The organism is Stenotrophomonas sp. Steno-C15 (genome assembly GCF_056393265.1).
Map to the genome: position 1 here is coordinate 23,940 of NZ_JBWJPF010000030.1, position 12,944 is coordinate 36,883.

Below are 12,944 nucleotides of genomic sequence, written 5' to 3' on the forward strand. Positions count from 1 at the left end.
GCCCGCCATGTCGCTGTCCGACCCCACCTCCACCCTGATGTTCGCCGAAGCCGCTGAAGCGGCCGACGTCGTCGCCCGCCAGTTCTCGCGCAACCACGCCACGATGGAGACGCTGGCTGCCAGCCTGCGCGCCGCGCCACCCCCGTTCGTGGTCACCTGCGCGCGCGGCAGCTCCGATCATGCCGCCACCTACGGCAAGTACCTGCTGGAAACCCAACTGGGCCTGGTGGTCGCCTCCGCCTCGCCGTCTGTGGGCTCGGTGTATGCCGCGCCGCTGCAGCTGCGCGGTGCACTGTTCATCGTCATCTCGCAGTCGGGCAAGAGTCCGGATCTGCTGCGCAATGCCGAAGCGGCCAAGGCCGCCGGCGCGCGCGTGGTCGCACTGGTCAATGTCGAGGATTCGCCGTTGGCGCAGCTGGCCGATACGGTGATTCCGCTGCATGCGGGCCCGGAGAAGAGTGTGGCCGCGACCAAGAGCTACCTGGCGTCGCTGGCGGCACTGCTGCAGCTGGCCACGTACTGGAAGCAGGACAGTGGCCTGCGCGCTGCGCTGGAGCTGCTGCCGGATGCGTTGCGCGAGGCATGGCAGTGCGATTGGACGGCGCTGGCCGATGGCCTGGTGGACGCCACCAACCTGTTCGTGCTCGGGCGTGGGCTCGGCCTTGGCGCCGCGCAGGAAGCGGCGCTGAAGTTCAAGGAAACCTGCAGTCTGCATGCCGAGGCCTACAGCTCGGCCGAGGTCAAGCATGGCCCGATGGCGCTGGTCGGTCGCGGCTTCCCGGTGCTGGCTTTCGCCCAGCCCGATGAGACCGGCGCGGGCACACGTGCCGTGGTGGAGGAGTTCTCAGCGCGTGGTGCGCAGGTATGGATGGCCGGCGCCGCAGGCAACCTGCCGGTGGCTGCCGCGCCGCATCCGTTGTGCGCTCCGCTGCTCACCGTGCAGAGTTTCTACCGTGCGATCAATGCGCTGGCGCTGCGCCGCGGGTTCAACCCGGACCTGCCGCCGCATCTGAACAAGGTCACGGAGACCGTGTGATGGCAACCGTGCTGCGCAATGCCCGCATCCTGGTCGGGGATGATTTCCGCGATGACCTGGCAGTGCTCATCGAGGACGGGAAGATCAGCGCGCTGCTCCCCGATGCCGCGCCGCAGGTGGGCCAGGCGGCCGAGCAGGTCGATCTCGGCGGCGGCTGGCTGCTGCCGGGTTTCATCGACGTGCAGGTCAATGGCGGTGGCGGCGCGCTGTTCAACAACACGCCGGACGTGGCGGCCCTGCGCACCATCGCGCAGGCGCACCGCCGTTTCGGCACCACCGCGATGCTGCCGACGCTGATCAGTGATGACGTGGCGGTGATGCGCGAGGCGATCGCCGCCTTGCGCGAAGCCATCGCTCAAGGCGTGCCCGGTGTCATCGGCATCCATCTGGAAGGGCCGTACATCGCCCCGGCACGGAAGGGGACCCACGACGCCAGCAAGTTCCGCGTGCCCGATGCGGAGGAGATCGCGCTGGCCGCCTCGCTGGACAATGGCGTGACCCTGCTCACCCTTGCGCCGGAACGGGTACCGCTGGAGTCGATTCGCGCACTGGTGGAGCGCGGGGTGATCGTCGCGGCTGGACATACCGCTGGAACGTACGAAGAGATCCGCGCCGGCCTGGATGCCGGCGTGCGCGGCTTCACCCATCTGTACAACGCGATGTCGCCGCTGCAGGGCCGGGAGCCGGGTGCGGTGGGTGCCGCGCTGGAAGATCGCGACAGCTGGATCGGCATCATCGTCGACGGCGTGCACGTGCATCCGGTCAGCCTGCGGGTAGCGCTGGCGGCCAAGCCACGCGGCCGCCTGCTGCTGGTGACCGATGCGATGCCGCCCGTCGGCGCCGATGATCCCAGCTATGTGCTGTATGGCGAGACCATCACTGCCGTCGATGGGGTGGTGCGCAACGCAGCTGGCGCGCTGGCCGGCTCGGCACTGGACATGGCCACGGCCGTGCGCAACGCCGTGCACCTGCTCGGCCAGCCGCTTGCCGAAGCGGCGCGCATGGCCTCGACCTATCCGGCGCAGTTCCTCAATGTGGACGACCGGCTGGGCCACATCGCCGAGGGTTACCAGGCCGACCTGGTGCTGCTGGACGATGCCCTGCAGGTGCGGGGCACCTGGATTGCCGGACAGTACGAGGCCGCCTGATGAGTGCTGCGCCGTCAGCGCGCCTGGGCTCGATCGACGCCCTGCGCGGCATCACCGTGGCGGCGATGCTGCTGGTCAACAACCCGGGCGACTGGAGTGCGGTGTTCGCACCGCTACGTCATTCGGACTGGCATGGCTGCACGCCCACCGATCTGGTGTTCCCGTTCTTCCTGTTCCTGGTGGGCGTGTCGATGGCCTTCAGCGTGGCACCGCGCGCGCTCGATGCTTCGAAGCGGCCCACACTGGCGCGTGGCGTGCTGGAGCGCGCGTTGCGCATCCTGGTAGCCGGGGCGTTGTTGCATCTGCTGATCTGGTGGGCGCTGGATACGCATCACTTCCGCATCTGGGGCGTGCTGCAACGCATCGCGGTGTGTGCGGCGCTGGTTGGCCTGCTGGCGGTGTATGCGCGGCTGCACGTGCAGGCCGGGGTGCTTGTCGGGCTGCTGGTGGGCTATACCGTGCTGCTGCTCGGCCTCGGTGATCTTGCGCCATGGACCAATCCGGCCAGCCGTCTGGATAACGCGCTGTTCGCCCCGTGGATCTACCAGTGGCACGCCGATACCGGGCTTGGGCATGACCCGGAAGGGCTGCTGAGCACGCTGGGCGCGCTGGCCAGCACCACCCTGGGCCTGCTGGCCGGCGCACTGCTGCGCAGCGGTCGCGCTGTGGCGCTGGCAGGATTGGGCGCCGCAACGGCAGTGCTGGGCCTGCTGCTTGCCATTGTGCTGCCGTTGAACAAGCAGCTGTGGACGCCCAGCTACGTGCTGTGGACCGGAGGTCTTGCGGCGCTGGCCCTGTGGCTGGCGCATGTGCTGATCGACCAGAAGGGCTGGCCCGCGTGGGGCCGTCGTTTTGGGGTCAACGCGATCACCGCGTACCTGGGGGCCTCGGTGATGTCGGTGGCATTGTTGGCAACCGGCGCCTGGGGCTGGGTCTGGCAGCAGCTGGCGGCGGCGATGCCGGGTGCGCTGGAGCTGGCGTCGATGCTGCAGGCCCTGGCCTTCGTCACCCTGTGGTGGGGCGTCGCGTGGTGGCTGGACCGGCGCAGGATCTATCTCAAGATCTGACAGCGCCGGGGTGTGGACGCACCTGCGGTGGAGCAGGGCCAGCTCGGCTCATTGCTTGCCGGGGACTGCCGCTGCGGGCTCCACCAGCGCCCCCGCGTGATCGGCCAGCACCTGTACCGCGTGCAGCAGCCCTTCTTCCACCTGCGGCGGGCAGTGCGCTCGGGCATCGTCCATCTCCCGCGCCGCCTGCGCGGCCAGCAGCAGTCCTGCGCAGGAAGACACTGCGGCCAGGCAGCGCGTAGCGCCGGCCAGGTCACGCGCCCTCGCTTCCGTGATCCGCGTTTCGGGCCAAGGTTGGCCGTTGGCACCGTCGCCGCGCGCGATGCTGCGTAACCGGGCGAAGAATGCAGGCTGCGGCACGTTCTCGTGGGCTGCGGCCAGCGCATCTTCCAGGATGTCGGCGGCAGCGGCGGGCAGCCGCAGCCCAGGCAGGGCGTCGCCCAGCAGCGCGTGCAGGCGGGGATGGGTGGGATGGGGCAGGGTCATGGTGGCAACCTCACAGGCAAGGCCACCTGCGGGGCGCAGGGTGGCGGGCGGTGCGGGTTGGCGTGCCGGTGAAGCTTTTCAACGGAGAAAAAGCCGGCGGATCCGGAGATCCCCACGCACCGCCCGCCGCAGAACGACGGAGGGTGCACTATTCGGGCCCGCGATGTTGTCGCAGGCCCGCCGTTGAAAAGCTTCATTCGGGACGCCAATCCCGGCCAGCACAGGGGCGCTGGCAGATGCCACCGTCGCGCGGTCCACAGCGCGATGACATGGGCAAAGTTGCAATGTGTGTGTCCGTATCGCCTATCTGTCGCGTGACCGGAGCGCCGTGTCGGCATCGCGCAATGCCTGCGCTGCCAGCCAGGTCAGATACGACAACCTGCGCGATGGCCGCGCCGATCATCAACCCGCTATGCTGGGCGCCTGACTCAACGGCAAGGAACGTCGTATGCAGATCTGCAACGGAGTGCGGCGCGCGGGTGCGACGGTGGTCGTGCTTTGGGCTGCGCAGACGATGGCCGCAACGGCCTCGGCATCCGCGGTTGAACTGCCCTCACCGGAGGCGCAGGTGCAGATGCTGCAGCTGCTGGAGGCACGCGCGCTGTATCGCGACCGTGTGGATTGGGCCGGTGTACGTGCGACGCTGGCCGCCGCAACCGACGATGCCGACCGGCGCCGGTTGCTGGATGACGCCGCTACCCGCAGCACGGGCGGCCATGGCCGCTGGATTCCGCCCAGCCTGCAACGCCATCGTTCCGGGCGTGCGCAACGCTTGAAGGCCGGCCAGGATGCGGCATCGCCAATGCCGTGGCAGGCCGATGCGCGCGTCGGTGTACTGCAGGTGAGCCCGTTCCTGGACGATCCTCAGGCGGGCGAGCAGGCACGGTATGACGCTCGCAGAACCTACGCGCTGGCGCTGCAGCACCGCATCGTGGCCTTGGATGACGGCACGCGGTGCGGCTGGGTGGTGGATCTGTCCGGCAATGGCGGCGGCAACATGTGGCCCATGCTGCTGGGACTGCTGCCGTTGTTGCAGGGCACCCCGGATAAGGAAGGGGCCGTGATCGGCGGCTTCCGCAGCGCCGAAGGGCAACGGCCGTGGCGACAACGCGACGGAGAGGTCCTGGATGGCGCGAATTCGCGGCTTCGCTCGCGCCAGGCGGCCTATGCGCTGCGCGGCGGTCCCGCACCGGTCGCGGTGGTGTTCGGCCCCCGTACTGCCAGTTCGGGCGAGGCCGTGGCGCTGGCCTTCCGCGGCCAGCCCGGCAGCCGCAGCTTCGGCCAGCCCAGTGCAGGCTATTCCACCGGCAATCAACCCGTGCCCCTGGTGGATGGCAGCATGCTGCTGCTGACCGTGAATGTCATGACCGACCGCCAGGGGCAGGGTGACGGTCGCCAGCTGCAGCCGGATCAGCCCACCGCCCCCGGAGCGTCCGGTCTGCAGGCCGCGCAGGACTGGCTGCTGGCCCAGCCCGCCTGCTCGGGGCGTTGATCTGCACGCAGGAAAGCGAGCCGTGGGAGGCGCCGCTTACACCGGTTCATCGCTCGAGGGCTCGGCCTGTTAAAGTCTCTCCTGCAATCACGTAGCGGAAGCGACCATGGACCACGACACCCCGTTCGAACCCCTCAACGACCTCGAGGTGCGCCTGCTGCAGGCCCAGGATGGCACGCTGACCGCGTCGCAGTTCCTCGATGGGCTGCTGACCTCGACGGCGTTCGTGCTGCTGGACAAGGCCATCGGCGAAGACGGCGCATGGGATGAGAGCATCTCGCCCCTGGTGCTGACCAGCGAGAGTGGCGAGCCGATGTTCGCGGTGTTCACCGCCCCCGAGCGTGCCGGCCTGTGGCACGAACAGCTGCCGAAGTTCGCGCATGCCATGCCGATCGCGGTGCATGCGCTGCTGGCCGGAATCGGCGACGGTGTCGGCCTGGTGCTGAACCCCGGCCTGGACGTGGGCATGGAGATGATTCCCGATGCCGTGGCGCAGTTGAAGCAGCGCGCTGCTGCGATCACGCGGGGCATGGCGCACTGACCACACCGATGCCGGTGGTAGATCCGGATGCGCTCACATGTGGTGTCGCATAAGGACCGGGTTTGCCGCTGAGAAGTGATTCGACGATCACTTTGAGGTTTTCATCGACAGAGAATTGGCATTGCTGTGCGTGAGTCTCGGCGTGGGGTCTTCCAGCCAAACGCCTGGCATGGACCAGCTTCAAGGCACCTCAGCCCCCACTCCAGCGTCAGCGTGCCGCCGCAATCGCCTTCACCCGCGCCCTGGCCAATGCTTCACCAATCGCCGGGCCTTTCAGGTGCGTCGTATCCAGATCCCGTGCCTGTACCGATAGCGCCGCCTGATGCAGACGCTTGAGCGTTTCGCCCTGCGGGTAGTCACTGTCCTCGAATCCCAGCCGTCCGCGCTTGTCGGCCTCGCAGCACAGTGCGATGCGCGCGATGCGTTCGGGCCGGCGCAGCGCGTCGCAGCGACCGAGCAGTTCCAGCACGGTGGCATCGCGGAGCTCGTCGATGCGGTGCACGTTCAAGTGCTCGCGGCAGACCGCTTCCGCCAGCTGCTGGTGTTCGGCCGGGACCTTCAAGCGCGCGCACAGCGCCTTCAGCGGCGTAATGCCGCGCTGCTCGTGCATGATGTGGCGCGGCCATTCCTCCGGCGGGGTGAGGCCCTTGCCGAGATCGTGGGTGAGCGCGGCGAAGCCGACCAGGTCATCGCCCGGGGCCAGTCCCGCTGCCATGTCACTGACCATCTCCTGGTGCAGGCCGGTGTCGATTTCCGGATGGAACTCGGCACGCTGCGGAACGCCATACAGCGCTTCCAGCTCGGGCAGGACCGGGCCCAGTGCGTGCGCCTCGTGCAGGGTGCGCAGGAACGCCGAAGGCCGTTCGCTTGCCAGCGCCCTTCGTAGTTCCTGCCAGACGCGCTCTGGTACCAGCGCGTCGAGCTCACCGCTGGCAGCGACCTCGCGCATCAGCGCCATGGTTTCGGGGGCAACGGTGAACCCCAGCGGGGCAAAGCGGGCCATGAAGCGGGCCGCGCGCAGCACGCGCAATGGATCTTCAACGAAGGCAGGACCGACGTGGCGCAGCACGCGCTGCTCGATGTCACGCACGCCGCCGTAAGGATCGACCAGAGCACCGCTGTCTTCGTCGCAGGCAATGGCATTGATGGTGAAGTCGCGGCGCTGCAGGTCCTCTTCCAGCGTGACCGCCGGATCGGCATCGACCACGAAACCGCGATAACCGCGGCCAGATTTGCGCTCGGTGCGGGCCAGAGCGTATTCCTCACCGGTCTGCGGATGCAGGAACACCGGGAAGTCCCGCCCCACGGCGCTGAAGCCCTGCGCTTCCATCTGCGCGGGCGTGGCACCGACCACCACCCAGTCGCGGTCGCCGGCGGGACGCTGCAGCAGGCGGTCGCGCACGGCGCCGCCGACAAGATAGATCTTCATGGCGGGGATGATGGCATGCCCGGCGCGCAGAGCCGAATCAGTCGCCGCCCTGGCCCGCGTCCGCCGGACAGCTGAAGCTCTTGCGCTTGTCGACCAGGCGTCCCATCAGGCGGTCGCTCAGCGGCAGGGCGTCACCGTTGAGGCGCCAGTCGTAGATCACGCTGAAGGCCAGCACGCGCGCGACGTACTCGCGCGTTTCCTTGTAGCTGATCGTCTCGATCCACAGGTCGGGATCGAAACCGGGGCGCTGGCTCTGCCAGCGTGCCGTAGGCGTCGGACCGGCGTTGTAGGCGGCGATGGTCACATAGGGCAGGCCGTCGTACTTGTTCATCAGCTGGCGCAGGTAGGCGGTGCCGATGGCGATGTTGGTGTCGGGGTCGTAGAGGCTGTCGGCACCGCCGTAGCCGGTCAGGCCGATGGACTTTGCCACGGCGGCACCGGTGGCCGGCAGCACCTGCATCAGGCCCATCGCATTGGCAGGCGAGCGCGCGCGCGGAGTGAAGATGCTTTCGGCGCGGATTTCCGCAGCGACCCAGGCCGGATCGATGGCATTGCGCGCCGATTCGCGGCGGATCGTGGCGTCATGGTGCAGCGGGAAGCGCAGGTCATACAGGCGCTGTTCCTGCGGCTGCTTGCCGAGGGAGAACACCGCGCGGTCGAACCAGCCGTTGTCCTGGGCCACCCGCACGGCCAGTCGGCGCTGGGTGTCATCGAAGCGCGACAGCGCGCTGTTCCATTCGGCCACCGCCCAGCCGGCGCGATCGATCTGGAACAACGCCACTGCGCGCTGGATGGCAGGATCGCGAGCCACTGCGGCCTTGGCCTGTTCGCTGTCGTTGGGTTTCCACGGGCACAGCGTGTAGCCCTGCTGCAGCTTGTCGGCCGCGAGGAAGCCGTGGAAGGTGGGCGTGCGCGCGGCCTCCCGGAACAGCGACTGTGCCTGCTGTGCCTGCCCGGTCTTCTCCAGCATGCGTCCTTCGTAATAGCGCCAGCGTGGATCGTTGCGCTGTTTCGGCGCCATCTTGCGGATTGCTGCCAGGGTCGCCGGCCAGTCGCCACGCGACATCGCTTCGCGCACGCGCCATTCATGCAGGCGCTCGTCGTAGGCGGCGTCGGGGACTGCATTGAGGCGCCGCGCGGAATCAGGCAGGTAGGAGGCGACCGTCCACAACGCGATCTGGTAGCGCACCTGGGCCTGCTGCTCGGCACTCAGGCCCAGGGCCTGCGCGTACTGCGGCAGCTGCTGCTCGGTGGCATCCGGATCGGCCTTGGCCAGCTTGACCAGGCCATCGGTGGCGATGCGCCGGCTGCGATCATTGCGCGGCCAGTTCAGTGCGCTGGCATTGGGCTTGTCGACGAACGCAGCATAGGTGTTGGCCAGCGCCAAGTCGGCAGCCGGCAGTCCGCGCGCGGCGCTGCGCATCACCGCCGGCTGCTGCGCGTCGGCGGCCGCGTCGATGCGCTCCCAGCGCAGTGCGTCGCTCAGGCCCCCCTGGGCCTGCAGCACGGCGAACACCGCATCGCAGCCGTCGGGCAGTGACTTGCCGTTCCGGCGCCACAGCTCCTGGGCGTCGCTGATCCATTGCGGATCGACGCCGCCGGTCACCTGTCGGGCGGTCAACTGCGCACAGCGCAGGCCGAGATTGTCGGTAGGCACCCAGTTGGCGAGCAGGGTGGGCCAGTCCTGCCGGCGTGCCACCGAAGGCAGCCACACGCTGCGGAAGGTGGTGGCCACGGCCTGGCCCTCGTAACGCTTGAGGAAGGCCTGCGCCTGCGCAGTGTCGACCGTGTCGATGTTGCGCCGCAGATTGGCGTACTCCAGCCAGCCATAGGCCGGATGGCGGCTGAGCGCGGCGGCCTGGCCGGGATCGAACTGGCCGCGTTCGGCAGCGGCGATGGCGGCTTTGAGCTGCGCGTTCTGGGCATCGAGGGACTGGGCACCGGCGCAGCCGATCAGCAGCAGGGAGGCCAGCGGGAGCAGGGACAGGGCGGTCGAAGAGCGTCGGGTCATGGCGCCAGCATAGCGGGCACTGGCTGAATTCAGTTTCGCATCGCGTGCACGCCAGACAAAGGCAACGGCGGCTGAATGCAGGTGCATGCAGCCTCTGCCGCAACGGCGGGATGCCGGCGTAACGTCAGAGCCGGGCGAACCGCCCGGCTGCAGGGAGCGGCACATGGCGTTCAGTAGCGCAGGAAGGAATGGCCCGCTGGCGGAGATCAATGTCACGCCATTGGTGGATGTGATGCTGGTGCTGTTGATCATCTTCATCGTGACCGCACCGATCGTGGCCCGGCCGATCGCAGTGCAGTTGCCGCAGGCGACCGATCGCGTGGTCGCCCGGCCGGACCCGCCGCCGCCGATCGAACTGCGTCTGGATGCAGCCAACCAGCTCAGCTGGAACGGCCAGCCTCTGGCCATTGCCGATCTGCAGTCGCGCCTGCAGGCGCAGGCGGGTAAGTACGCCGGCAACCTGCCGGAGCTGCGCATCGCGACCGATCCGGCGGCCGAGTACGAAGGGATGGCACGGATCCTGGCGGCGGCCGAGGCCACCGGCATGGAGCGCATTGCCTTCGTGCGCTGAGCAGCGGATGAGGGGCTGTCGATGGACAGCCCCTCCACCAAGAGTGCTTTGGAGCACTCCGCGGATGCCGGCACCAGCTGTCGCAACAGGCGCGTGGTCAGCGCGCCAAGGCTGGAACACGACACACAATCTGTCGCTATCTGATGCGATTGCCCGTCAATCGCGTCAAGCCCGCGTGAAAGGGTGTCGGTCATCACGCCGTGATTTTGACTACTTGTTTACAAAGGAGACGCTGCCGCCATGCAGGAGGGGCGTACGGCAGCCAATGTCCCGACATTCCTTTGGAGAGAGAGCGAATGAATCACCTGCACCACCGCCCCCTGGCGGTTGCCGTCGCCCTGTGCGTGACTGCCCTGGCACCGCTGGGCGCCGCCGCACAGTCCACCACCAACCTGGACGCGGTCGAGGTCACCGGTACCCGCATCAAGCGCGCTGAAGTGGAGGGCCAGGTTCCGATCCAGACCCTGACGCGCGGCGACATCGAGCGCACCGGCCTGAGTTCGATCGGCGAAGTGCTGCAGCAGCTCACCGGCTCCGGTTCGGCGCTCAATGCCAAGTTCAATTCGTCCGGCAACTTCGGCTTCCCCCCGGATGGCAGCGGCGTCGGTGCGGGTTCGGCGCAGGTCGATCTGCGCCACCTGGGGGCCAAGCGCGTGCTTGTGCTGGTCGATGGCATCCGCTGGGTCAATGAGTCATCGGCGTCGGGTGTCGGCGCCGCGACCGATCTCAATACCATTCCGCTGGCCATCGTCGAGCGCATCGAAGTGCTTGAAGACGGCGCGTCGTCGCTGTACGGCTCCGATGCCATCGCCGGCGTGGTCAACATCATCACCCGCCGTGATTTCGATGGCGGCCAGGTGACCCTGAACTACGGCGAATACAGCAAGGGCGACGGCACGCAGAAGGGCGTGGACCTGGCCTGGGGCAAGAGCGGTGATCGCTTCAGTCTGTTCCTCGGCGCCAGCTGGACCAAGCAGGATCCGGTGTATGCGAAGGACCGTGAACAGTCGCGCTTCCCGATTCCCGGTACCGGCCTGGCCTTCGGCAGCGGTGCCATTCCGCAGGGCCGCTTCGCCTTCGTCGACCCCAACACGGGCGCGCAGCAGAACATCGTGCCCAACACCGGCGTGAGCAATCCACGCTATGACGGCAGTGCCGGCTGCAACCGCACTGACGACTACCACTGCTTCACCAGCGCTGACCGTTTCAACTTCGCCGAGTACAACATGGTGCTGACGCCGTCGGAGCGGAAGGGCCTCTTCGGTCAGTTCCGCTTTGACATCACCGACAACGTGCAGTGGTACGTCAAGGCACTGGGCAACCGTCGCGAGTCGACCAACCAGGCTGGCCCCGAGCCGCTGTTCTTCGGCCCCGATGGCGCCACCGGCAATCCGCTGGCCGACAACATCACCATCTCGGCGCTCAATCCCTACAACCCGTTCGGCTTCGACCTGGTGTCGTCCGGCAACATGAGCCTGGTCGGCCGCCGCCCGGTGGAAGGTGGCGCGCGCGTGTTCGAGCAGGAGGTCAACACCACGTACTTCGCCACCGGCCTGGTCGGCAACTTCCAGGCGGCCGACCGCAGCTGGTTCTGGGACGTCAACGGCATGTACAGCAAGAACAAGGCCGAACAGACCAACTACGGCAGCTACAACATCTACAACGTCAACCTGGCGCTGGGCGATCCTGCCGCATGTGCGGCGACGCCGGGCTGCGTGCCGCTGAACATCTTCGGCGGTGCCGGTTCCATCACCCCGGACATGCTGCGCTGGATCCAGCCGGTGGTACGCGACCGCAGCCAGAACGAGCTGAGTCTGTTCACCGCCAATCTGTCCAGCGATCTGTTCAACCTGCCGGCCGGCCCGCTGTCCTTCGCCACCGGTTACGAGTACCGCAAGTACGAAGGCTGGTACCAGCCCGACCCGTTGACGGTGATCGGTCACTACAACGGCGTGCCGTCGCAGCCGACCTCCGGCTCGTACGACGTCAATGAAGCCTACCTGGAACTGAGCGTGCCGATCTTCGCCGATTCGGCACTGGGCAAGAAGCTCGACCTGAGTCTGGCAGGCCGCTACTCGGATTACTCCACCTTCGGTGGTGAGTTCACGCCCAAGTACGGCCTGCGCTGGCAGGTGACCGATGACTTCGTGCTGCGCACCACCTATGCCGAAGGCTTCCGCGCGCCGTCGATCGGCGAACTGTACGGCTCGGCCGCGCGCGCGGACCTGCAGCTGTTCGATCCGTGCTCGATCGGCCTGGGCGGCACGCCGCCGCGTGGCAGCGCCGCCAACTGTGCCGCGCTGGGCGTGCCGGCCGGCTTCCAGCAGGCCAACTCGCAGATCTCGGTGACCACCGGCGGCAACCGCGAGCTGGAACCGGAGCGTTCACGCAGCTTCAGTGCCGGATTCGTCTGGAGCCCGTGGTTCGGCAACAACACCTCCTGGTCGGAGCGCTTCGACGTGGAAGTGACGTTCTACCGCCACAACATCGATGGCGCGATCCAGGCGATCAACGCGCAGACCCAGCTGGACCTGTGTGTGGATACGCTGGATCCGGTGTACTGCGATGGCATCACCCGTGCCAGCACCGGCGCGGTCAGCAGCTTCAACAACCGACTGACCAACCTGGGTTCGATCAAGACCGATGGCTGGGACGTGGACCTGTTCTGGACCCTGCCGCAGACCTCGATCGGCCAGTTCAAGCTGGGCTGGAAGAACACCTTCGTCGGTCGTTACGAGGCCACCGGTGCGGCCGGCCAGCGGCAGCCACAGAAGCCGGGCGTGGAAGTGGCCGACAGCTCGATTCCGGAATGGACCAGCAACGCCAGCATCGGCTGGACACTGGACAACTGGAGCGCGAACTGGACGGTGCGGCACATCTCCGAGTTGACCGAAGACTGTGGCGACGCCGTGGCGTTCCCGGTGTGCAGCAACCAGGTGGCGGGCACCAACACGCTCTCGGCGACCACCTTCCATGATCTGCAGGTGGGTTACAGGATCGACTGGATGAAGGGACTGCAGCTGACCGCTGGCCTGAACAACGTGTTCGACAAGGATCCGCCGATCTGCCTGTCGTGCTCGCTGAACGGCTATGACGCGTCGACCTATGACATTCCGCGTGGCCGCTACTGGTACATGCGCGCGGACCTGCGGTTCTGATGTGA

The 12,944-nt window shown here is 67.5% G+C and carries 10 protein-coding genes; 7 read left to right on the forward strand and 3 right to left on the reverse strand.

Features of this window, described 5'->3' with window-relative positions:
* Nucleotides 1-7 precede the first annotated feature (7 nt).
* The 3 genes from AC06FB_RS17160 to AC06FB_RS17170 are packed head-to-tail and all read left to right on the forward strand — an operon-like array spanning nucleotide 8 to nucleotide 3,251.
* Nucleotides 8-1,036, forward strand: coding sequence for an SIS domain-containing protein (locus AC06FB_RS17160; RefSeq protein WP_053519280.1), 1,029 nt, complete (start codon nucleotides 8-10; stop codon nucleotides 1,034-1,036).
* Nucleotides 1,036-2,184, forward strand: a complete 1,149-nt coding sequence (nagA, locus tag AC06FB_RS17165) for an N-acetylglucosamine-6-phosphate deacetylase (protein ID WP_478053924.1) — start codon at nucleotides 1,036-1,038, stop codon at nucleotides 2,182-2,184. Before AC06FB_RS17160 ends, nagA begins: the two co-directional genes overlap by 1 nt.
* A complete protein-coding gene (locus AC06FB_RS17170; RefSeq protein WP_478053925.1) occupies nucleotides 2,184-3,251 on the forward strand; it encodes an acyltransferase family protein in 1,068 nt (355 codons plus the stop codon). Before nagA ends, AC06FB_RS17170 begins: the two co-directional genes overlap by 1 nt.
* Before the next feature lie 48 nt (nucleotides 3,252-3,299).
* Here AC06FB_RS17170 and AC06FB_RS17175 read toward each other — a convergent pair whose 3' ends face one another.
* Nucleotides 3,300-3,737 carry a hypothetical protein gene (locus AC06FB_RS17175; protein WP_053519274.1) on the reverse strand — a complete coding sequence of 146 codons (438 nt, stop codon included), beginning with the start codon at nucleotides 3,735-3,737 and terminating at the stop codon, nucleotides 3,300-3,302.
* 448 nt (nucleotides 3,738-4,185) lie between these two features.
* Between AC06FB_RS17175 and AC06FB_RS17180 the strand changes: the two genes are divergently transcribed.
* The gene (locus tag AC06FB_RS17180; protein ID WP_478053926.1) at nucleotides 4,186-5,229 is read left to right on the forward strand and encodes a S41 family peptidase; all 1,044 of its coding nucleotides are present in this window, start codon (nucleotides 4,186-4,188) and stop codon (nucleotides 5,227-5,229) included.
* Nucleotides 5,230-5,335: 106 nt separating this feature from the next.
* Nucleotides 5,336-5,770: an SseB family protein gene (locus tag AC06FB_RS17185; protein ID WP_478053927.1), complete on the forward strand. Its 435-nt coding sequence runs from the start codon at nucleotides 5,336-5,338 to the stop codon at nucleotides 5,768-5,770.
* A gap of 208 nt (nucleotides 5,771-5,978) precedes the next feature.
* Here AC06FB_RS17185 and AC06FB_RS17190 read toward each other — a convergent pair whose 3' ends face one another.
* Nucleotides 5,979-7,199: a multifunctional CCA addition/repair protein gene (locus tag AC06FB_RS17190; protein ID WP_253120440.1), complete on the reverse strand. Its 1,221-nt coding sequence runs from the start codon at nucleotides 7,197-7,199 to the stop codon at nucleotides 5,979-5,981.
* Nucleotides 7,200-7,236: 37 nt separating this feature from the next.
* Complete coding sequence (locus AC06FB_RS17195) at nucleotides 7,237-9,210, reverse strand: transglycosylase SLT domain-containing protein (protein ID WP_478053928.1); 1,974 nt, start codon at nucleotides 9,208-9,210, stop codon at nucleotides 7,237-7,239.
* Between the two features lie 163 nt (nucleotides 9,211-9,373).
* Between AC06FB_RS17195 and AC06FB_RS17200 the strand changes: the two genes are divergently transcribed.
* Together AC06FB_RS17200 and AC06FB_RS17205 are read left to right on the forward strand one after the other, a co-directional pair.
* On the forward strand, nucleotides 9,374-9,781 hold the full coding sequence (locus tag AC06FB_RS17200) for an ExbD/TolR family protein (protein WP_053519873.1): 408 nt from the start codon (nucleotides 9,374-9,376) through the stop codon (nucleotides 9,779-9,781).
* Nucleotides 9,782-10,077: 296 nt separating this feature from the next.
* Nucleotides 10,078-12,939: a TonB-dependent receptor gene (locus AC06FB_RS17205; protein WP_065181748.1), complete on the forward strand. Its 2,862-nt coding sequence runs from the start codon at nucleotides 10,078-10,080 to the stop codon at nucleotides 12,937-12,939.
* Nucleotides 12,940-12,944 lie beyond the last annotated feature (5 nt).